Raw genomic sequence first — 20,669 nt, 5'->3', positions numbered from 1 at the left:
CTGCCTCATTTTTGAGAATAATTAATGAAGAAGCGCCTCAGGGCGCTTTTTTTTGTTTCATATAACAAAACTCTGACATTTAAACCTTACCTTTAGTGTGGATTAAGTTTGGAGTCATAAAATGAAAGCAACCAAAAAAGGCTTTACTCTTATTGAGTTAGTTGTTGTTATCGTCATTCTTGGTGTTTTAGCGGTTGTCGCAGCGCCAAAGTTTTTAAACATACAACATGATGCTAGAGCTTCGGTTATAGAGGGTGTTGCGGCTGCTCTGAGTAATGCATCAGAAATTGGTCACGGAAAGGGTATTCTTGCGGGGTTTGAACACGATCAGTGGGCTGATAAAGCAACCGAAGATGAAAGCGGTAGACAGTATCATTATGGGTTTCCTGCAGTAAAACCCAAGGGGATGCCTCTCTTTATAGATTTAGATGCGGCATATAATATGTCCGATGGCACTGAATTTGTTTGGGCAACCTACGATAATTACAGTCCAGGATATACCGTTCCTGTCTACATGATTTACACCTTGTCAGAACTTGTAGAAGCGAAGACTCATTTCCCTTACCCAACGACAGCAGAAATAGAAGCAACGCAGTGTTACGCACGTTATGAAATACATGCTTTTGCAGACAGTAGTGGTGCTGAGACAAAAGTAGTGACAGAAACCAGCGGTTGCTAATTTCTTCATATTTACGATTCGTAAATTAAAAAGAGCTCTTTAGGAGCTCTTTTTTTTGGTTTTTATTCTGTTTCGTCGGTGACTACACGCTTATCTGGATCGGCCAGTTCACTCGCACAGTGCTTGCAATACATTGCATCCGAATCATGGCCAGCGCGGTTGCAGTTAGGGCACTTAACCAACTCTTTGTGAGAGGTCATCTCATTGCTCAGCTCTGCGGTAATAATTCCAGTCGGCACCGCTAAGATGGAGTAACCCAAGAGCATGGTAAGCGAAGCGATCGCTTTACCTAACGCGGTCTGAGGGATCATGTCACCGTAGCCAACCGTTGTGATGGTCACGATTGCCCAATAAATACTGTGGGGAATACTGGTGAAGCCGTTTTCTGGCCCTTCAATAACAAAGATCAGAGCGCCAAAGATAACGACTAAGATACCCACTGTGCTGAAGAAGATGAGGATCTTGCGTCGTGCCATTAATAGTGAACGCAGCAAAATATTGGAATCTTGTAAGTAGCGAACCAATTTTAGGATGCGGAAGATACGCATGACACGAAGCAGTCTCACCACACCCATAAACGAAGCGCCGGGGAAGATGATCGCAAGGTAGGTCGGAAGAATCGCTAATAGATCAACAACACCATAAAAGCTGGTGGCATAGGATTTTGGTTTTGGAGAGCAATAGAGTCTCAACAAATACTCGAGAGTGAAGAGGGCTGTAAAAGTGTATTCGATATAACGCAACTGTTGTGACCATTCGGTCATGACATTTGGGATGGACTCTAGAATAAGTACCAACAGCGAAGCCAAGATTGCAACGATCAGTGATATATCAAATGCACGACCAGCTGGAGTATGGGTACCAAAGATAATGACGTACAAGTGATGCTTAAGTGGCTTGCCTGACATAAGGAGAGATTCATCTTCTGTTAAATGTATTAACAGTCATTATACAAGCTTCACAATAACGAGGCGAGTGAAAGCCAATTTGCTTTACTTGCCTCGTCGATAATGTCGTGCAGGCTGGCTTTGAATCGCCAGAATCCGGTTTAGCGCTATGCTAATCCTGGGAATAGGTTACGTAAGCCGTTGGCGATAAACTCGATGCCCAGAGCGCCAAGAATCAACCCCATGATACGCGTGATAACGTTGATCCCAGTTTGACCTAGAAAGCGCACGATAACCGGCGCTGAACGGAACAGAAGCCAAGAGCAGGTTGCGAAAGCAATGATACTAATGCCAATGCCTACCGTGTCGATTGCGGCTGGATAACGAGAGCCGTAGACAATCGTTGAACTAATGGCACCCGGGCCTGCCATTAATGGCATCGCCAAAGGAACAACACCGATTTGTTCTTTACTAACGTACTCAGATTTCTCTTGCTTGTTCTGCTTATCTTCACCGAGTTTACCGCTCATCATCGAAAACGCGATGCTCAGTAATAGCAATCCACCGGCTACACGAAATGAATCTAGCGAAATGCTAAACATGTCGAGAAGCAATTGTCCTGCAACTAAAGAAACAATCAATATAACGGCAACAGCAATGTTGGCTTGTAATGCGGTCCTGTTCCTCTCTTCTGGCGGCATATGAGCCGTAAGAGAAACAAAAACAGGCATGATGCCGATAGGGTTTACGGCAGCAACAAGCCCAAGGAAGAATTGCATAAAAATTGCGATTTCTAAACCTTGCATGTGGGTGATCTCCAAATAGCGTACTTAAGGAAGAGGGGTTGATCTGTCTATAATCAGAGCGCGTAATGTAAGTGACAAATCTGAATTTCACGAATGAAAAAAACTAACCTGAAATAGGGTCTTTTTTATAGAAAAACTAATTGAATCCAAATGCTGACTTTCGTCATGTTACGAACCGACTATTCGTGTTTCATGTTGTAATTATTTTTTGATCAAATGTTAACCTACGCACGCTTTTAATAAAAATTATGTCTAAATCTAGCCCGTTGCAACGGTATGGATATACTCTCAGTAGCACGAATATAGCTGTATACATGTAATTTAACGGACTAAAAATGAAACTTTTTTACAGTTTATGACGCTATGTATAAAAAAGTTGTCTGTTTGCTTGTTTTTTGCACGAACGAAAAGTGTGATTTTAATCTATATAAATCATACTCTTAAGTTCATTTTTGCGATTGCCTTACTACTTTCTAGTTAATTCTTTTTGGGTAACTGATCTGGGTCAATTTTTTTCACACTGTGAAATAATATACTCAGCCCTGAAAGCAATTTACTAAGAACGCTGATGTTTAAGGTTAAAGGCAAGCAGCGAATTTAATAAAAAGTTTTTAATATTTATTATTTTAGGAGATCCACCATGCCTGTAACTAACTTAGCTGAACTAGATGCTCTGGTAGCACGCGTTAAAGCAGCACAAGAAGAGTTCTCAACATTCTCTCAAGAGAAAGTTGACGCAATCTTCCGTGCAGCATCTCTTGCGGCTAACCATGCTCGTATCCCACTAGCACAACAAGCAGTTGCTGAATCTGGAATGGGTATTGTTGAAGATAAGGTTATCAAAAACCACTTTGCATCTGAATTTATCTACAACAAATACAAAGACGAAAAAACATGTGGCATCTTAGAAGAAGATGACAACCTAGGCACGATGACTATCGCTGAGCCTGTAGGTATCATCTGTGGTATCGTTCCAACAACGAACCCAACTTCTACAGCAATCTTCAAATCTCTAATCTCTCTTAAGACACGTAACGGCATCATCTTCTCGCCACACCCACGTGCAAAGAATTCAACTAACGACGCTGCTAAACTTGTTTTAGACGCGGCTGTTAAAGCGGGCGCACCAAAAGACATCATCGGTTGGATCGACCAACCATCTGTAGAGCTTTCTAACGCGCTTATGAAGCACGACGGTATCGCGCTTATCCTAGCTACTGGTGGTCCAGGCATGGTTAAAGCAGCATACTCTTCAGGTAAGCCTGCTATCGGTGTTGGTGCTGGTAACGTTCCTGTAGTTATCGATGACACAGCAGACGTTAAACGTGCTGTAGCATCTATCCTTATGTCTAAAACATTCGATAACGGCGTAGTATGTGCTTCTGAGCAAGCTGTAATCGTAATGGACGAAGTATACGACGAAGTGAAAGAGCGTTTCGCATCTCACAAAGGTCACGTACTAAGCAAAGCAGACGCTGATAAAGTTCGTAAAGTTCTACTTATCGACGGCAACCTAAACGCAAAAATCGTTGGTCAACCTGCAACTGCAATCGCTGAAATGGCGGGTGTTAAAGTTCCAGCTGATACTAAGATTCTTGTTGGTGAAGGCCTTGGCGAAGTATCTTACGACGATGAATTCGCTCATGAGAAACTGTCTCCAACTCTAGGTATGTTCCGTGCGTCTTCTTTCGAGAACGCAGTTGCTCAAGCAGTAACAATGGTTGAAATTGGTGGTATCGGTCACACGTCTGGTCTTTACACTAACCAAGATATCAACGCAGACCGCATCCGTTACTTCGGTGACAAGATGAAAACGGCTCGTATCCTAATCAACATTCCTACTACTCACGGTGGTATCGGTGACCTGTACAACTTCAACGTTGCACCGTCTCTAACTCTTGGTTGTGGCTCTTGGGGTGGTAACTCTATCTCTGAGAACGTAGGTCCTAAGCACCTTATCAACAAGAAAACTGTAGCGAAGCGAGCTGAAAATATGTTGTGGCACAAACTACCTAAGTCTATCTACTTCCGTCGTGGTAGCCTTCCAATCGCTCTTGGCGACCTAGAAGGTAAGAAACGCGCATTCCTAGTAACTGACCGTTTCCTATTCAACAACGGTTACGCTGATGACGTAGTTAGCCTGCTTAAAGCACAAGGTATTGAAGTTCAAACATTCTTCGATGTAGAAGCGGATCCAACACTATCTGTTGTTGAGAAAGGCGCTGAAGCAATGAAGAGCTTCCAACCTGACGTAATCCTTGCTCTAGGTGGCGGTTCTCCAATGGATGCTGCTAAGATCATGTGGGTTATGTACGAGCACCCAGATACTCACTTCGAAGAACTAGCAATGCGCTTTATGGATATCCGTAAACGTATCTACAAGTTCCCTAAAATGGGTCAAAAAGCTGAGCTTGTATGTATTACTACAACTTCAGGTACAGGTTCAGAGGTTACTCCATTCGCTGTTGTTACAGACGACAAGACTGGTGCTAAGTACCCACTAGCTGACTACGAAATCACGCCAAACATGGCTATCGTTGATGCGAACTTAGTAATGAACATGCCTAAGTCTCTAACAGCGTTCGGTGGTTACGATGCAGTAACTCACGCTCTTGAAGCTTACGTGTCTGTTCTAGCGAACGAATACTCAGATGGCCAAGCTCTACAAGCTCTTAAGATGCTTAAAGAGTACCTACCATCAAGCTACAAAAACGGTGCAGCAGACCCAATCGCTCGTGAAAAAGTACACAACGCGGCAACTATCGCTGGTGTAGCATTTGCGAACGCATTCCTAGGTGTGTGTCACTCAATGGCTCACAAAATTGGTGCTGAGTTCCACCTACCACACGGCCTTGCTAACGCGCTGCTTATCTCAAACGTTGTACGTTACAACGCGAACGATAACCCAACTAAGCAAACTGCATTCTCTCAGTACGACCGTCCACAAGCACGTCGTCGTTACGCTGAAGTTGCTGACCACCTAGGCCTAAGCCAAGCTGGTGACCGTACTGCTCAGAAGATTGAACGTCTACTGACTTGGTTAGAAGAGCTTAAAGTTGACCTAGACATCCCACTGTCTATCCAAGCTGCGGGTGTTAATGAGTCTGACTTCGTTGCGAAACTAGACGAGCTAGCGGTTGAAGCGTTCGATGACCAGTGTACAGGTGCTAACCCACGTTACCCTCTAATCACTGAGCTAAAAGAAGTTCTAACAACGTCGTACTTCGGTACTCCTTACGTTGAAGGTGAAACTTTCGAAGGTACAACAGTTATCCTTAAGAAAGCTGACCAAAAGCCAGCTGATGCGAAAGCACCAAAAGCTAAAAAAGAAAAAGCTAACGCATAATAAGTAAGCATTAGTTTTGAGATAAGTTTTCGCTAGCACGAACCTTATCTAATCGGGAAAAGTACAAAGCCCCAGTCGAGAGACTGGGGCTTTTTTTATGTTTGTCGTTGGACGGATATCGTGAGGTGTCGAAGGTAAATGTTAATGTTCAACGTTTTCTTGAGTAACAGGAACCTGAGTGCCAAAACTTGCCATGGACAACGGTCGTCAAAGAGATTCTCTAAACTTCTGCAGCAACCACACGCCCACTAAAGTAATCATTAGAGACGATGTATTCGGTTGTTCTGGTCAATTCGTCTTGCAGCTGCGCCCAGTGGCATCGGTTAAGTTTGCCATCTGAATTGTGAACCGCAGGGACAACACCACCAACTCGAATACCAAATGGAGTCAGTTCCTTAGCCCAACTGTGGGTAAAGCCGGTGATCATCGAGTTTGCGCTCTCTAAGCCGGACACATCATGGAAATCGTCATGGGATATCACATTCACGATGACACCTTCTTTGTCTTCTTCTCGTAACCTTTCAGCACTGATTTGCCCAAATGCGAAAAGGGTTGATGCCATCGATGATAAATCGTTGATAAAACTGCTGACAGGCTGATCACCAATTAAACTCGGCATTGGTGAACTGATCCAGTTATTGACCAATACATCGGGTGTGGTGTTGAAGGTGGTTTGAATGAAATCAAACACGCTCAAGATATTTTGATTGTCGTTACCTTTGAGTGTGTAACTGTATACAGATTCGGAAAAACGAGCACATTGTTCATAGGTTGCCTGAAGGGCATCTGGGTCGTTATCACAAAGAATAACGGTCGCTCCAAGGTTAACAAAGTGGTTCGCAATCGTCCCTCCCAGTCGCGAGCCGGCAGATGTCACCAATATGATTGAGCTTTTTATTTCCATCCCAGTACCTAAACAAATCGTCCATGTCGGATAAGGATGGGTCAAATTTCATACAATGGGTGTGAATTGGTTCAAACTAAGGTATGCCAATTAATAAGTTTTTATGAACTTAGTGGCACGTCACATTTTGTAGTAACTTCAAGAGGTAATCGACAAACTGGAAATGATAGATGCCTAAGGCTAGTGGTTCATATCACTCGTATCAATGAATCTGTAGATGCACACAAGATGGGGGAAAAGAGGAGCCCTAAGAGAAAGTCAGAAAGGGGAGCCGGTAACTACACCTGAGCTTGAATCTGATATTGACGCTGAGCGGTCGACAATTCGTTGTAGAGTGTGGCATGAGGTAAATCAGGCAAGTGTTTATTCGCCAATTTACGTCGGTCATGACCAGAAAGGTTTTGATAAACCTCTTCGGGAAAGTCATGAGTATCTTCAGGCATGAAAGCAAGCGCTTCAGGTTTCAAGTAATGGCTTAGCTTTGCACTGGCAAGGCTTGCCTGATGAAACTGAGCCGACTGTTGAGCCGAAATTTCATAAGACGATTGGTCTGAGCGCAAAGGTTGTGGATCTGCTACGCCGAAGTGTTTACGCAGGCGATCTTCATTTGTCTCACTAACTTCAATGGTGTCGATGGGTGTGCAATCACGAACATCATTAGAAAACATAGATAGCAGCAACGCGAAATCTGCACGGCGACCTTGCTCAACCGCTTGGCTGATCCCGATGCCGAACTTCAGTTCGTTGATGATTCCTGCTTTGTCTAAAGTATGTATTTGCATGTAGCCTCTCATTCGATACACCTTTAACGGCATGGAGTCGGCAAACTTTAGTGTTTAATTACAGGCAAATAACGAATTTCTGCAGGGTTGATATGAAAGGTAGGGAGAGGCAGAAACTACGGTCTGTTGGTTGATGCTGATTTTTATCTGAGAGACGACAGATACAAAAAAGCTCACGCCGAGGCATGAGCTTTCAATAGATAACTCGCTATAAATAGCGCAGCATAAGTAATAATTACTTAGCTAGGTTCTCTTCTACGAAAGACCAGTTTACTAGGTTCCAGAATGCAGCCATGTAGTCAGGGCGAACATTGCGGAAATCAATGTAGTAAGCGTGTTCCCATAGGTCAACAGTTAGAAGTGGAGTAACACCTTCTTCTGTTAGAGGAGTAGCAGCGTTAGAAGTGTTAACGATGTCTAGAGAACCGTCAGCTTTCTTAACTAACCAAGTCCAAGAAGAACCGAAGTTGTTGATTGCTGAATCAGTGAATTTCGCTTTGAATTCTTCGAAAGAACCGAATGCAGCGTTGATAGCTTCTGCAACAGCGCCAGTTGGTTCGCCGCCTGCTTTAGGAGCAAGACAGTGCCAGTAGAACGTGTGGTTCCAGATTTGAGCAGCGTTATTGAAAACACCACCAGTAGAAGTCTTAACGATCTCTTCTAGTGTTTTGCCTTCAAACTCAGTACCTGGGATAAGACCGTTTAGCTTAACAACGTAAGTGTTGTGGTGCTTACCGTGGTGGAAATCTAGCGTTTCTGCTGAGATGTGTGGTTCTAGCGCGTCTTTCGCGTAAGGAAGAGCCGGTAGTTCAAATGCCATTGCTCAATTCTCCATTGATATGAAAGAGTTAACTCTTTCGATTGCTTCCAGTGATATTATTATTCATGGTTCGCTATGAGGCCAACCACGGTCAATTTGCTGACTTGCGATATAGTTTAGCAAGTTTTTACTTTATTAAAAGCTTATTTCATCACTTTTATGTGAATTGTTAGCTTAGCTCGTAAACCGCTTTTTTTATATGGTTTTTATTCTTTTGGTTTGGGGTAGAATAAAGGCAATAAAAGCCGTAATCCATTAACGAGGAAGCAATGGAAACTATCGATAAAATCAAACAGCAAATTGAAGAAAACACCATTCTACTTTACATGAAAGGTTCTCCTAAGCTGCCAAGCTGTGGTTTTTCTTCTCAAGCATCTCAAGCACTAATGGCGTGTGGCGAAAAATTTGCTTACGTAGATATCCTACAAAACCCTGACATCCGTGCAGAGCTTCCAGCTTACGCACAATGGCCAACGTTCCCACAACTATGGGTTGACGGTGAGCTAATCGGTGGTTGTGACATCATTCTTGAGATGTTCCAAAAAGGTGAGCTTCAGCCAATCGTTAAAGAAGCAGCTGCTAAAGTAGCTGGCGACGACGCTGAGTAAGCTTTAAGCCTTTGCGCTTAAATATTGAATGGAAGGGGCCTTAATGAGGCTCCTTTTTTGTTTGACTGGTTCGAAAGACTCGATAAGGAATGAACAATGGACGTAAAACTTCATTATGTGCATGACCCAATGTGCAGTTGGTGCTGGGGTTATAAGCCAACATTAGAACTCTTAAAACAGCAGCTACCTGCGAGTATTGAATTTAATTATGTCGTTGGCGGTTTGGCCCCGGATTCTGATGAGCCAATGTCAGAAGAGATGAAAGGCAAGCTGCAAGCTATTTGGAAGCAGATCGAAGCAAAGCTTGGTACTGAGTTCAACCATGAATTTTGGACAGAGTGTCAACCTGTTCGCAGTACTTACCCAGCATGTCGCGCTGTGATCGCTGCTGGTTTTCAAGACCACTACGAAGCGATGCTTGAGGCAATTCAACACGCTTACTATCTTCGTGCGATGTTGCCACACAGCCAAGAAACGCATCTGCAGCTCGCTCAAGAGTTAGGCATGAATGTACAACAGTTTGAAAATGACCTTTCTAGCAAGTTATTGGAAAGCGAATTAGATGACCAATTAGGCTTTAAAGAAGCGATCGGTGTGCATTCTTACCCGACGTTAATGCTTGAAGTAAATGGTATTTTTACGGCAGTAGAACTGGATTACCATTCAACGGAAGCGACGCTTAAGTCTATTCGCGAAGTACTTGTGAATAACGCTCCCGCTGCATAATTCAGCGAGAGCTGTCTGTATTAACGCAAATGATGCCTAAGGCTTACTCATAAGAGTAAGCCTTTTCTTTTGTCTGCCGTAACTGGTTCATTTCGTCCATGAATAAGTCAAATGTCGAATTCACTTCTTCGATTGAAGCTTCAATTTTTGATTCGACTTGCTCCAAGCGAATGACTCCTGTCACGAGGTCATTGGTGAGTGTCTCGATGTTTGCCAGCGGTGAGGCGATCGGCTCACAGGCCACCATTCTCGCCGCACCTTTGAGTCGGTGTGATGTGGTTTTGACTTGCTGATATTCCTTATTAGTCCACAGCGTTTTTATCTGTTCATTATCTTCAACAAAACTTGCAGCGAACTCATCGAGTAAGGTCATCACAACATCGTGATCTTCAAATAGATCATAGAGTGCTGTGTAGTCGATGACTTGATTGTCCACACTAATGAACGAATCTTGGAGGATAGTAGGACCAACATCTTCGTTCAGTGCTAAGTTGTCACTTTCCGCAAAGCTGTGTTCAATGTCTTGGAACAGCATCGAAAATTCATTGGCTTCTTCTTCCGTTGACGCAAAGTTTGATGAAGAGTCTGATGAGGAGTTCATGTCCTGATTTTGTGTATCTAGTTGCTCTGTATTAGGATCCTCGGTTTCAAGCGTTGGTACAGAATCTTTTATCGCAGGTAACCACTTCTCAATGGTTAGCTTCATCTGTTTAATCGAGACGGGCTTAACCAGGAAGTCGTCCATGCCATGCGCATAACAGTTAGCATCTTCACCTTGTACGGCATTCGCTGTCAGCGCGACGATAGGTAATCTTTGAATCTCTTGCTCAAGCTCTTCTCGGCGTTGTTCTATCTGACGAATACTTGAAGCCAGCGTATAACCGTCCATCTCGGGCATGTGGCAATCAGTGAGCAGCAAGCCATAGCGTTTGTCTTTTAATGCGTTGAGCGCGAGCACTCCGTTATCAACGATATCGGCGTGAACACCAATATTCTCAAGTTGCTTAGCAATGACTTGTTGGTTGATGGGGTGATCTTCCGCGACAAGAATCAGCCTACCGTTGAGCTCAGCTTGCTCACGAGTCTCTTTGGCGACAGGCGTTTTAGTTGGGTTGTCTAATGGCGAGATTAGATTGTCGTGACTGACGGGTTTCGTTAGAACGTGAATAAGGTTGTCGGGTAACAACGGGTTGACCGACAAGCACCAAGAGTTGCCTAAAGGCTCAGGTGATAACATAGGATTTTGGTTGATCACAGTGAATCGTGTTGAATCCGCATGTTGTTTAATCCATGCATCGGTAATCGCCAACTGTTGCCATACAGACATCGCTACAAAGATGTGTTTTGGCTGATGCTTAACGACCATCTCTTTGAGCAGGTGCTTCTGGTTAATATGCAGAACCTTGGGTTCAAGGCTGAAGTGTTTCAAATATCGACACAGCTCTTCTTGTTGAAGAACGTAACCAATCACATACACCTCTTGTGAGTGATTGCTCATATCTAGCTCAATAGGATTCTCAGCCTCCGAAGTACAAATCAGTGTTTGTGATAGAGCTAAAGCGTTGCTAACCGCATGTTCAGGAGTACAAGTTGGGAGGGTAACGGTAACCGTAAAGTGGCTGCCTTTTCCTTCTTCACTCGACAGCTCTATGGTGCCATCCATTTGTTCAATCAACTTCAAAGCGATAGACAGTCCAAGCCCTGTACCACCGAAACGGCGGCTGGTGGTTTTGTCAGCTTGTTCAAAAGGCTGAAACAAGCTTTGTTGTCTGTCTTTTGGGATACCAATCCCTGTGTCTGAGACGGTGAGGCTAATTTTCTGCTGATGCTCGTTTTTCTCAATCACATCGACATGCAATGAAATAGTGCCATGTTCGGTGAACTTAATGGCATTATTGAGGAAGTTATTCAGAATCTGATGGAGTCGTATGTCGTCTGCGAACAACCATTGAGCGAGGTTTGGGTCTTGCCAATAGTGGAAGGCCAAGCCTTTTTGCTGTGCGTGAATGGATTGCGGTTGCACGATACGCGCGAGTACTTTACCTAATTCAATTTCGGTTGGATTAAGCTCTAGTTTACCTGCTTCAATCTTGGAGTAATCGAGTACGTCATTAACGATGTGTAGTAGGTTACGGGCAGACTGATTCAATCCACCATGTAGGTTTAATAACTCTTCGCTTAATTGATGTTCTTGCATTAACTCCAGCAACCCTAAGATCCCGCTGATTGGGGTACGAACCTCATGGCTGATAGTAGCTAGGAATTGCGACTTAGCCGCGGTGGCACTTTCTGCTTTTTGGCGCGCATTATCTAAAGCCTGTTGTTGTTTTTTCAGTAGGGTAATGTCTGTAATCACCGTGTTCCATTCGATAGCCTTGTTATTTGATATCTGGCTATTAAATTTCACCCATTTCACTTCACCAGACTCTAACTGCACTTGCTGTTCGCTTTCCCAATGCCCAGATTCAATGGCGTCGATCATGCTAGCTTCAAAAAGGGGCAAGTCATCCTCTGACAGCAGGTCAAAAAGGCGTTGAGGGTGACCTTTTACGCTATCCACAGATAAGCCGAACATATCGCTTACACCCGCACTCACGAAGCTAAATTGGATATTCAAAGGCTGTTGAGGGTTTGTTTGAATATGTTTTAGCACCACTCCATCTATGTTGTCGGCCAGTGTTTGTAAATGCGTTTCTGCGGCTTTGGCGCGCAGTTCTGCGACTTTTCGCTGCTCGATTTCAGCCGCCATTTTTCGGTTCCAGAATACGATCACGAAAATGACCATAAAGATTCCAAGCCCGATGATCATCGACCATTTAGCCACTTCGCGTGGCGACAAGCCTTCTTGGTATTCATAGGTCAGCCATTTGCTTTCCAAACGCTCTAATTCATTGGCTGGCAATGAGCCAATGGCTTTGTTGAGAATACTCAGCAGCATGGGGTGGCGGAAGTTGACTGCTAGAGCCAGTGGTGCACTGTTTTGTTCGTTGATGGTGCCAGTGATTTTGAATTGCCCTACATAGTCTTGATGTAATAAAGGCGCGGCATGATGAAGAGAAGCAAGCGCGAAACTGACTTCGTCTTTCTGTAATGCTTGGAAGGCGCTGACATGATTGATGTAAGGCACTGCTTGGCAAGTCAGGCAGAGTGAAGGGAGAACCGTTGCGCCTCCGGAGTTTTCAATCACAGCGATGGCTTCAGTTCCACTTGGAGCAAAGTTACCTAGTCGATCAGAGCGACTTAATAACACCCAAGGTTCAAAGCTGTAAGCTTGCGTGAAGTCCATGTATCGGGCTTTATCTGTGGTTGGCGTGATGTTGGTCAGTACCATTGTCTCGCCACGATTGAATGCGACCTCTGCCGCTTCTGGTGTTAGGTAAGTGGTACTTTCGAATGATACGCCAAGCACATTGCTCACTAGGTTTAACACATCAGCGGATAACCCAGAGTGTTGCTGTTGCTCATCGGTAAAATCGTAAGGGTACCAACTCGAGTGGGTACCGACCGGGATGTTGGGATTGTTGTCGAGCCAGTTCTTCTCGTCCTGGGTTAAACTTAATGTTCCGTAGTTCAGCAGCATCGAGTGTTGTGATGGAGCAAGCCATTGATTATAAATAGATTGCAGTGACCCTTCCTTGATGTCTTGTAAAGCGAAATTGATTCGGCTGAGTAACTTGTGCTTTCCTTTTTTGGTCGCGAAATGTAGGTGATCAGCAGGTAGATCGGGAAGTACTGATAATGTAAGTGAGTCTTTTGGTTGCTCTCGCAATAATGCAGAAAGCGCCAGTGCATCGCCAATGTACGCATCTACGCTATTCTCCTGAATTGCTGTGAAAGCCGCTTGCGTGCTATTGAGCGTTGTAATTCGACTGTCTGGAAGTAGGGTAGGAAGGAGGTCATTGAGCGCAAACCCTTTCTCCAGCGCTAGGTTTGCCGTCGCAAGCTCACTCAAATCGTTTATTTTTCGGTTTTGAGTAATCACCGCTCGTCGAATAGAGAACATCGGCTCACTAAAGGCCATGTAATCTTGGCGCTCTTTGGTCGAAGAGACACCGACCAACAGATCTAATTCACCTCTTTCAAATGCACTCAGTACGTCACTAAATGTTGCGTACAGTTCAATCTGATATTTGAAGCCCGCGTTTGCTGATACCTGATCCAACATACTGATGAGTAGCCCTTCAGACACGATGTTGCCTGAGGGAGTCTTATGTTGGTAGCTGTAGGGAACCATGTCGTAAGAAGGCAGACCGACCCGCAATACGACTTGGTTATTCGATGAATTCTCACTCTTATCTGGTGATGTGTTTGCAGAGAAGCCATGCAAAGGCCACATCAATAGCGAAAGACAACTCAATAAAAAGGCGACACACCACGTTTTCGTTTTTGAAGCACGGTTTTGCATAAAGACATCCTGTCGTTTGCTTGCTGATATTGGGGGTGACGGCATCCTTAACTAACTGCAGCCAGAGGGGCTTTGGTTAGTGTGGGTAATGCAAAATTATCAGCTTGCTGTAATGCCATGCGTTGTAGCAGGGCAAGACTCGTATGGTCTGCCTTTAAATGAACTTCAATTTGGCGCTTTATTTGGTCGACTTTGTCTTGTAATCCTAAGGCTTGATAGCACAGTGCTAACAAGAAGAAGGCTTCGACATCATTGTCTGAAAACTCGTTTGTCGAAATACTCTCGATGCGCTCTTTCGCAACCTCGTGCTGCTCGAGCTGAATCAGTTGTAAGGTACGGCACAGCTTAAGCAGTGGCTTACTCAGGGCGTAGGACTTTTCAGAATGAGAGAGCCTCTGCCAAGCGGCTTCAGGCTTCCAAAGAGCTCGTTCTTTTGGGGTGAGCGATAAACTGTCTGCCCATAAGATAAGTGCTCGCTTACCTGTTGAATCCCAAATTGAGTGGGGAATGAGTTGGGCAAGCGATTTGAGGTGTTGGGTCGCTTGCTCGATGTTTTTATCTAACAGTTGCAGCCAAACCATGGTGTTGGTTAACTCAATATTACTGCCATTCACGGTGAGTACTTGATCAATCAGGTTGTTAGCTGACTCGAAGTCACTGGTATTGAGGCAGATCTTGACCTTAAGTTGCTGAAGTTTGATATTGCGAGGGCTGCTTTCTATCAAGCCATCTATTTGGCTGAGAGCATCGTGATAGTGCTGTTTGGCGATGTGGATTTCAATGAGTTTAACCTTAGCGGGCAGGTAATCATGGAGCTGTAAAAGCCCATTCAACATCGCTTGTGCTTCATCGAACTTCTGGTTTTTTATTAGAACGTTCGCCATATAGATAATGGCATCTTTCAAAGTCGAAGGGTCAGGGGCCTTACCAAAGAGTGGCTTTACCGCGTTGAGGCCATGCTTGAGATAAGCCTGTTCTAATGTTGAGAAATACTGCTGTCGAGACAATGCAGATGTGACGCGCTTGATGATGTCATCGGCTCGTATTGGCTTAATCAAATAGCCGTCAGGTTCGAAATGAGCATAACCAAAGAAGATATCTTGGCTATCGTTGCCTGTTACTATAAAGACAAGGGTTTGAGGTTTGATCAACTCTTTTTGCTGCAGAAATTCCAGCAATTGTAAGCCATTACTTCCTGACCCTAAATCGTGATCAATCAATAAGATATCGAATCGATGTGCGCGACAAGCCTCAATCGCATTTTGTGCATTGGATGCGCTGATCACATTGTTGTTCGGCACACCTAACTTGATAAGCAGCGCACGGGTTGCACTTTGAATAACGCTGCTGTCATCAATGATGAGATAGCGCGATCGGGCGAGTATATCCATATATTAGCCTTCTGACGTATTGAGCCTTGCCACTTTATTACACCAATCGTAGTAAATAACTAATCATCCTAGCTGGTTAAAACGCTCGATAACTGCGTTAGAATTTTTGATTGTAGAATAACTACTTACCAAAAAATCTGCCTTGTTCTCGAACCTTTTTCCTGCGCTATTTCTGATCATTTACTTACTGTGATTGGTGTTCTCTATGAATTAGCGGCTTATTTATTAAACACTTAAGTGTAGAAGTGAATATTACGAATAGCCATAGGTTGCATATCAATGCGCACGGAATAATGTATAGAAAGTGATGTTGGTTCAGAGGGGAGTTTGTCTAAAAATTAAGGGCTTAAGAAGAGAATGAGGCTAGATACAAAAAAGACCGCACAAGGCGGTCTTTATAAAAGTGAGCGTAGGACTCTTTAACTACAGAACTTAATTACAGAACCATGGCTGCAATCCAACCGAATACGATCAGTGGGATGTTGTAGTGTAAGAACGTTGGTACTACGGTTTCCCATACGTGCTCGTGTTGACCATCAGCATTAAGACCCGATGTTGGACCTAATGTAGAGTCAGAAGCAGGAGAACCTGCGTCACCTAGCGCTGCCGCTGTACCCACTAGTGCGATTGTTGCCATTGGCGAGAAACCAAATGCTGCTGCTAGAGGAACGTAGATAGTCGCAAGGATTGGAATCGTAGAGAACGAAGAACCGATACCCATTGTTACCAATAGACCAACGATGAGCATAAGCAGTGCTGCTAGAGGCTTGTTGTCACCAATGCTTGTTGAAAGCGCTTCAACCAGAGACTCAACGCCACCAGTTTGCTTCATTACTGCTGCAAAACCAGCCGCTGCAATCATGATGAAACCGATCATTGCCATCATGTGAACGCCCTTAGTGAAGACATCGTGTGTCTCTTTCCAAGCGATTACACCACCGAAGGTGAATACCATGAAACCAGCCAAAGCACCGATGATCATAGAACCTGTCGATAGTTGAACCGTTAGCGCAGCAACAATACCAGCAGCAGCCACTAGGATGTGCTTCTTGTTGATCTCTTTCACTTCGGTTGAAACAACAGTATGAGACGTTTCTTTGTATTGACGTGGCTTACGGTAAGTAAAGAATACTGCCGTAAGAAGGCCAAAGATCATGCCTGCAGCTGGTAACAACATCGCCATTGGTACTTGGCTTGCTACTACGTTTTCAAGACCGTTGTCGTGAAGGTTTTTAAGCAGGATGTTGTTTAGGAAGATGCCACCAAAACCGATAGGTAGAACCATATACGGAGTAATCAGACCAAAAGTAAGTACACACGCAACCAGACGACGGTCTAGGTTCATTTTTGCGAATACGCCTAATAGAGGTGGGATTAAGATTGGGATGAAGGCGATATGTACAGGAATCACGTTTTGCGAAGACATGGTCACTAAGATCAAAGACGCAAGGATGCCGTATTTTAGACCATTAGATGCCGCACTGTTCTCTTTGCCGTGAATACGCTTAATCACGCTTTGAGCAAGGAGATCTGTGATACCAGAACGAGAGATAGCAACAGCAAAGGTACCAAGCATTGCGTAGCTAAGTGCGATAGTTGCACCGCCACCTAATCCACTTTCGAAAGCCGCTACTGCGTCGTTCAAACTCATACCAGAGGCTACGCCACCGATAATTGCGCTGAACGTAAGAGCAACGACAACGTTTACGCGCATCAAAGCTAAAACAAGCATGATGCAAACTGAAATTACAACAGGATTCATATTTTTCTCGGGATGTTGTGTTTTTTATGAAGGCAATACGAACGAACGTTTACCGACTCTATTTTTTATTCTTCGTCAACAAGAGGCCAACCACCAAGGGCTTTCCATTTGTTTACTATGCCGCAAAATAACTCTGTGGTTTTTTGCGTATCATACAAAGCAGAGTGTGCTTCTTTGTTGTCAAATTCCATCCCAGCAGTGCGGCAAGCTTTAGCCAAAACGGTTTGGCCGTAGGCAAGGCCACTCAGGGCAGCTGTGTCAAAAGTTGCAAATGGATGGAAAGGGACGCGTTTAAGCTTACAACGCTCACTTGCTGCATTAACGAAGTTTAAATCGAACGTAGCATTGTGAGCGACCATGATTGCGCGACTGCAATCTGAAGCTTTTTGTTCTTTTCTCACTAGCTTGTAGATTTCTTTAAGGGCTTCTTGTTCCGACACAGCACCACGTAATGGGCTAAATGGGTCTTTAATTCCGTTAAAGTCTAATGCTGCCTGCTCTATATTTGCGCCTTCAAAAGGCTCAATGTGAAAATGAAGCGTTGATGCAGGTTGCAGATCTCCGTTCTCATCCATTTTTAATGTAATGGCACAGATCTCTAATAATGCATCGGTTTCAGCGTTAAACCCTGCGGTTTCCACGTCGATGACCACTGGAAAATAGCCACGAAAGCGTTTTTTTAGGGTCAGAGCTTCGTTTTCTACAGTCATGTTAGCCCAAATAAGTGTGATTAAGGCTGCATTATTGCAGATAATAGCGGTGATAAAAACTAGGAAAGAGCAATAAATCATAAATTAGCCGTCCCATCTCGGCTTGATAATTGCATATTTAAACATGAGAGAAAAATGCGGCAATTGGCTGCATTGTTAAACGAATTGCTTAAGAGATACTCCACTTTATGAAGAAACAACTCATAACAGGTTCAATGCTATTTTCGCTACTTATGTCGCCATCGGTTTTGGCGCAAGAAAAGCGTTACGGAGCATCTCCTCAACAGTCGACATGGGAGATGGTGGCCAACACGCCACTAGAATGTCGCTTAGTGCATCCAATCCCCAATTTTGGCGATGCTGAGTTCTCATCTCGCGCGAGTAAAAAAATCATTTTGGACTTTGAGCTTAAAATGCGCCGCCCAATGGGTGCTACGCGTAATGTAAGCTTGATCTCTATGCCACCACCTTGGCGTCCGGGGGAAAGTGCTGATCGCATGACTACCATTAAGTTTTTCCAACAATTTGATGGTTACGTTGGCGGTCAAACAGCTTGGGGGATCTTGAGTGAATTGGAGAAAGGGCGTTACCCGACATTCAGTTACCAAGAGTGGCAGAGCCGAGATCAGCGTATCGAAGTATCGTTATCGTCGGTGTTATTCCAAGAAAAGTATAATGTGTTCAGTGACTGTGTTGCCAACTTGCTGCCTTACAGCTTCGAAGACATCTCTTTCACTATCTTGCACTACGACCGCAACAGCGATCAGCTGAATAAGTCTTCACGAAAAAGGCTAAGCCAGATTGCTGACTATGTTCGCTACAACCAAGACATTGATCTGGTGCTGGTGGCTACATATACCGATTCTGCTGACAGCAAAGGCATTAGCCAGAATCTTTCAGAGCGAAGAGCAGAGTCGCTAAGAGAATACTTTAAGTCACTCGGTTTACCGGAAGACCGCATTCAAGTGCAAGGTTATGGTAAGCGTCGTCCAATTGCTGACAACAATTCACCAATCGGTAAAGATCAAAACCGCCGCGTGGTTATCTCATTGGGTAGAACGCAGGTTTAGCCTGAATTAATCGAAAGCTCCAATCAAAAAGCCCGTCGAAATGACGGGTTTTTTGTATCTGAATCAACAGGCTAAATATTTCTTCTGCGAAAGGGGCTTGCTTAGTTTAAGCGGAAGCGAGCAATTATTTCACAGTTGGTCGCGGTATCGATCTTTTCCACCATAGAAGCAATTTTAGGGTTTGGATGGCGTTTCATGAAATCGATAAGGGCTTTCTTGCAGCAACCAATAGAATCTATAAAGCTGGAGCATTGTGTATTCGGGCACTGCGGAATCAGTGTAAGTACTTTTTCTGAAGCAAGCTGAAGGTACTTGAGTTCGTAGTCTGTATCACCAGCCCATCGCCAAAACTGAGCAAGGTTGTGGCAAGAGATAACCGAAATCAGCAAACGCTCATCAGCCTGAATATCGGTGCGTTCAGTAATTTCTTCGCTTAAGTTTAACGCTTGCTGATAGTGAAGAATACTTCGTACAGGATCGTCGAGCTGCAATGCAGTATCGGCAAGTAACGTGTGTTTTTCCCATTCGCTAATCATTGTATTACCTCACTAATCAATAGGTGGTTAATTTAAATGATAATCATTATCATGTAAAGTTTCATTGGTGAGATTGTTAATAATAATTGGTGAAGGGTATTGTTCATGCGTGGAAACATAAAAAAGAAGCGAGCATAGTGCTCGCTTCTTTTTGGATTAGTCTTGGCTTTATTTTCAAAGCCAAGCTTCATAGCGGTTTGTTAGGAATTAACCTTCTAGACCAGCACTTGCTTGTTTGTTCTGAATAAGCTCAATCATGTAGCCGTCAGGATCTTTAACGAATGCGATGTGTGTAGAGCCGCCTTTTACTGGGCCAGCTTCACGTGTCACATTACCGCCTGCTGCTTTAATGGCGTCACACGTTGTGTAGATGTCATCAACACCGATAGCAACGTGACCAAAAGCTGATCCAAGGTCATATTCAGTCGTACCCCAGTTGTAAGTCAGCTCAATCACAGCACCTTGAGATTCGTCACCAAAGCCAACGAAAGCCAGCGTGTATTCGTACTCTTTGTTTTCGTTCTTACGTAATAGCTGCATGCCCATTACATTGGTGTAGAACTCGATAGACTTGTCTAGATCACCAACGCGTAGCATGGTGTGTAAAATACGACCGTTTGACATGATTTGCTCCTAGCTTTAACTATGTATACGTTTTTGTAATTCTGTTTTATGCCGCTAGAAAAATGCGGCGCTTTTTAGCCAATAGGCCAGTTAGCTTCTTTCGCTTAGGGCTAACAGCTTATGAGCCTAGACGTCCGTCTTCTCTTTGAACGAGGATTATATTCACTAAAAAATAATCTTACTTAGTGAGTGAGTGAGTGAGTTTCCAAGTATACAAGGGCTCACAAGGCCTTTCTATCTAGACTTTCCTTTACGAAAATAGAAAGATTTGTAAACCTAGTGCTTTAATGGATGAATTCTGTTCAAAATTACCTCCATTATTCTTTACAAAAATAGTAGCAAATTAAAAACGACTGCTCTATAAAATTTCTTTCCAGAAGGCTTTGTAAGGCGATGGCCTCACTGCGTGAAACCATCACCCTGCACTAAAAGGGTATTTAGGGGAATGATGGTAAAGTAAAATAATAAAGCCACTCCTGACGCTCGCACAGCTCACTACTCGCTAGGCATATATGATTTTCCTTGACCATCGGTATAACACTCGTATAAGAGCCTCCGTAACTCGCTTTTGGACAGAACCTTGTCAGCCATTTTACTAAATTAGCATTTAACG

At 43.9% G+C, this 20,669-nt stretch carries 16 protein-coding genes; 5 read left to right on the top strand and 11 right to left on the bottom strand.

The genetic code is table 11. The features are described from left to right. Window positions 1-121 precede the first annotated feature (121 nt). The gene (locus QUF19_RS12045; protein WP_286294047.1) at window positions 122-679 is read left to right on the top strand and encodes a prepilin-type N-terminal cleavage/methylation domain-containing protein; all 558 of its coding nucleotides are present in this window, start codon (window positions 122-124) and stop codon (window positions 677-679) included. Between the two features lie 62 nt (window positions 680-741). Here the strand turns inward: QUF19_RS12045 and QUF19_RS12040 are convergent, their stop codons facing one another. Together QUF19_RS12040 and QUF19_RS12035 are read right to left on the bottom strand one after the other, a co-directional pair. Further along, entirely contained in the window at window positions 742-1,587 is an 846-nt protein-coding gene (locus tag QUF19_RS12040; RefSeq protein WP_286294044.1) for an ion transporter, read from the bottom strand. A gap of 146 nt (window positions 1,588-1,733) precedes the next feature. Next, complete coding sequence (locus tag QUF19_RS12035; protein ID WP_017105553.1) at window positions 1,734-2,372, bottom strand: YchE family NAAT transporter; 639 nt, start codon at window positions 2,370-2,372, stop codon at window positions 1,734-1,736. Window positions 2,373-3,012: 640 nt separating this feature from the next. Between QUF19_RS12035 and adhE the strand changes: the two genes are divergently transcribed. After that, entirely contained in the window at window positions 3,013-5,718 is a 2,706-nt protein-coding gene (gene adhE, locus QUF19_RS12030) for a bifunctional acetaldehyde-CoA/alcohol dehydrogenase (RefSeq protein WP_102433958.1), read from the top strand. A gap of 220 nt (window positions 5,719-5,938) precedes the next feature. On the opposite strand, the gene QUF19_RS12025 is transcribed toward adhE, so the two are convergent. The 3 genes from QUF19_RS12025 to sodB form a co-directional block, all read right to left on the bottom strand. After that, the gene (locus QUF19_RS12025; RefSeq protein ID WP_286294036.1) at window positions 5,939-6,622 is read right to left on the bottom strand and encodes an SDR family oxidoreductase; all 684 of its coding nucleotides are present in this window, start codon (window positions 6,620-6,622) and stop codon (window positions 5,939-5,941) included. Window positions 6,623-6,900: 278 nt separating this feature from the next. After that, complete coding sequence (locus tag QUF19_RS12020) at window positions 6,901-7,404, bottom strand: VC2046/SO_2500 family protein (protein ID WP_264158385.1); 504 nt, start codon at window positions 7,402-7,404, stop codon at window positions 6,901-6,903. A 235-nt stretch (window positions 7,405-7,639) separates the two neighbouring features. Then, window positions 7,640-8,224, bottom strand: a complete 585-nt coding sequence (gene sodB / locus QUF19_RS12015) for a superoxide dismutase [Fe] (RefSeq protein WP_004734050.1) — start codon at window positions 8,222-8,224, stop codon at window positions 7,640-7,642. Window positions 8,225-8,493: 269 nt separating this feature from the next. Between sodB and QUF19_RS12010 the strand changes: the two genes are divergently transcribed. Then, on the top strand, window positions 8,494-8,832 hold the full coding sequence (locus tag QUF19_RS12010; protein WP_017076187.1) for a Grx4 family monothiol glutaredoxin: 339 nt from the start codon (window positions 8,494-8,496) through the stop codon (window positions 8,830-8,832). 96 nt (window positions 8,833-8,928) lie between these two features. Beyond that, a complete protein-coding gene (locus QUF19_RS12005) occupies window positions 8,929-9,558 on the top strand; it encodes a DsbA family protein (RefSeq protein ID WP_017111117.1) in 630 nt (209 codons plus the stop codon). A 43-nt stretch (window positions 9,559-9,601) separates the two neighbouring features. Here the strand turns inward: QUF19_RS12005 and QUF19_RS12000 are convergent, their stop codons facing one another. The 4 genes from QUF19_RS12000 to rnt all read right to left on the bottom strand — a co-directional run bounded on the left by QUF19_RS12000 (window position 9,602) and on the right by rnt (window position 17,826). After that, window positions 9,602-13,963: a transporter substrate-binding domain-containing protein gene (locus QUF19_RS12000; protein WP_286293999.1), complete on the bottom strand. Its 4,362-nt coding sequence runs from the start codon at window positions 13,961-13,963 to the stop codon at window positions 9,602-9,604. A 47-nt stretch (window positions 13,964-14,010) separates the two neighbouring features. After that, entirely contained in the window at window positions 14,011-15,354 is a 1,344-nt protein-coding gene (locus QUF19_RS11995; RefSeq protein ID WP_286293996.1) for a response regulator, read from the bottom strand. A 436-nt stretch (window positions 15,355-15,790) separates the two neighbouring features. Beyond that, a complete protein-coding gene (locus QUF19_RS11990; RefSeq protein WP_019823809.1) occupies window positions 15,791-17,116 on the bottom strand; it encodes a Na+/H+ antiporter family protein in 1,326 nt (441 codons plus the stop codon). Between the two features lie 65 nt (window positions 17,117-17,181). Beyond that, window positions 17,182-17,826, bottom strand: coding sequence for a ribonuclease T (gene rnt / locus QUF19_RS11985; RefSeq protein WP_017632534.1), 645 nt, complete (start codon window positions 17,824-17,826; stop codon window positions 17,182-17,184). Window positions 17,827-18,014: 188 nt separating this feature from the next. On the opposite strand from rnt, the gene motY reads away from it, so the two are divergent. Beyond that, window positions 18,015-18,896, top strand: coding sequence for a flagellar protein MotY (motY, locus tag QUF19_RS11980; protein ID WP_102434029.1), 882 nt, complete (start codon window positions 18,015-18,017; stop codon window positions 18,894-18,896). Window positions 18,897-18,997: 101 nt separating this feature from the next. On the opposite strand, the gene QUF19_RS11975 is transcribed toward motY, so the two are convergent. After that, a complete protein-coding gene (locus tag QUF19_RS11975) occupies window positions 18,998-19,432 on the bottom strand; it encodes a DUF2753 domain-containing protein (RefSeq protein WP_286293984.1) in 435 nt (144 codons plus the stop codon). A gap of 207 nt (window positions 19,433-19,639) precedes the next feature. Continuing rightward, complete coding sequence (gene gloA, locus QUF19_RS11970) at window positions 19,640-20,056, bottom strand: lactoylglutathione lyase (RefSeq protein WP_004734046.1); 417 nt, start codon at window positions 20,054-20,056, stop codon at window positions 19,640-19,642. Window positions 20,057-20,669: the final 613 nt, after the last annotated feature.

Origin of the sequence: Vibrio sp. FE10, from assembly GCF_030297155.1 — a bacterium.
Lineage (GTDB): Bacteria > Pseudomonadota > Gammaproteobacteria > Enterobacterales > Vibrionaceae > Vibrio > Vibrio apostichopi.
The sequence above is the reverse complement of the archived record's forward strand: the minus strand, read 5'-3'. Positions and strand labels throughout refer to the sequence as shown.

Excerpts from the sequence above, each read along its gene's own strand:
- QUF19_RS12035 (WP_017105553.1), bottom strand. The coding sequence starts at position 2,372 with ATGCAAGGTTTAGAAATCGCAATTTTTATGCAATTCTTCCTTGGGCTT.
- QUF19_RS11990 (WP_019823809.1), bottom strand. The coding sequence starts at position 17,116 with ATGAATCCTGTTGTAATTTCAGTTTGCATCATGCTTGTTTTAGCTTTG.
- QUF19_RS12020 (WP_264158385.1), bottom strand. The coding sequence starts at position 7,404 with ATGCAAATACATACTTTAGACAAAGCAGGAATCATCAACGAACTGAAG.
- QUF19_RS12000 (WP_286293999.1), bottom strand. The coding sequence starts at position 13,963 with ATGCAAAACCGTGCTTCAAAAACGAAAACGTGGTGTGTCGCCTTTTTA.
- motY (WP_102434029.1), top strand. The coding sequence starts at position 18,015 with ATGAAGAAACAACTCATAACAGGTTCAATGCTATTTTCGCTACTTATG.
- QUF19_RS11975 (WP_286293984.1), bottom strand. The coding sequence starts at position 19,432 with ATGATTAGCGAATGGGAAAAACACACGTTACTTGCCGATACTGCATTG.
- QUF19_RS12040 (WP_286294044.1), bottom strand. The coding sequence starts at position 1,587 with ATGTCAGGCAAGCCACTTAAGCATCACTTGTACGTCATTATCTTTGGT.
- QUF19_RS12005 (WP_017111117.1), top strand. The coding sequence starts at position 8,929 with ATGGACGTAAAACTTCATTATGTGCATGACCCAATGTGCAGTTGGTGC.
- sodB (WP_004734050.1), bottom strand. The coding sequence starts at position 8,224 with ATGGCATTTGAACTACCGGCTCTTCCTTACGCGAAAGACGCGCTAGAA.
- QUF19_RS12045 (WP_286294047.1), top strand. The coding sequence starts at position 122 with ATGAAAGCAACCAAAAAAGGCTTTACTCTTATTGAGTTAGTTGTTGTT.
- gloA (WP_004734046.1), bottom strand. The coding sequence starts at position 20,056 with ATGTCAAACGGTCGTATTTTACACACCATGCTACGCGTTGGTGATCTA.
- QUF19_RS12010 (WP_017076187.1), top strand. The coding sequence starts at position 8,494 with ATGGAAACTATCGATAAAATCAAACAGCAAATTGAAGAAAACACCATT.
- adhE (WP_102433958.1), top strand. The coding sequence starts at position 3,013 with ATGCCTGTAACTAACTTAGCTGAACTAGATGCTCTGGTAGCACGCGTT.
- QUF19_RS11995 (WP_286293996.1), bottom strand. The coding sequence starts at position 15,354 with ATGGATATACTCGCCCGATCGCGCTATCTCATCATTGATGACAGCAGC.
- rnt (WP_017632534.1), bottom strand. The coding sequence starts at position 17,826 with ATGACTGTAGAAAACGAAGCTCTGACCCTAAAAAAACGCTTTCGTGGC.
- QUF19_RS12025 (WP_286294036.1), bottom strand. The coding sequence starts at position 6,622 with ATGGAAATAAAAAGCTCAATCATATTGGTGACATCTGCCGGCTCGCGA.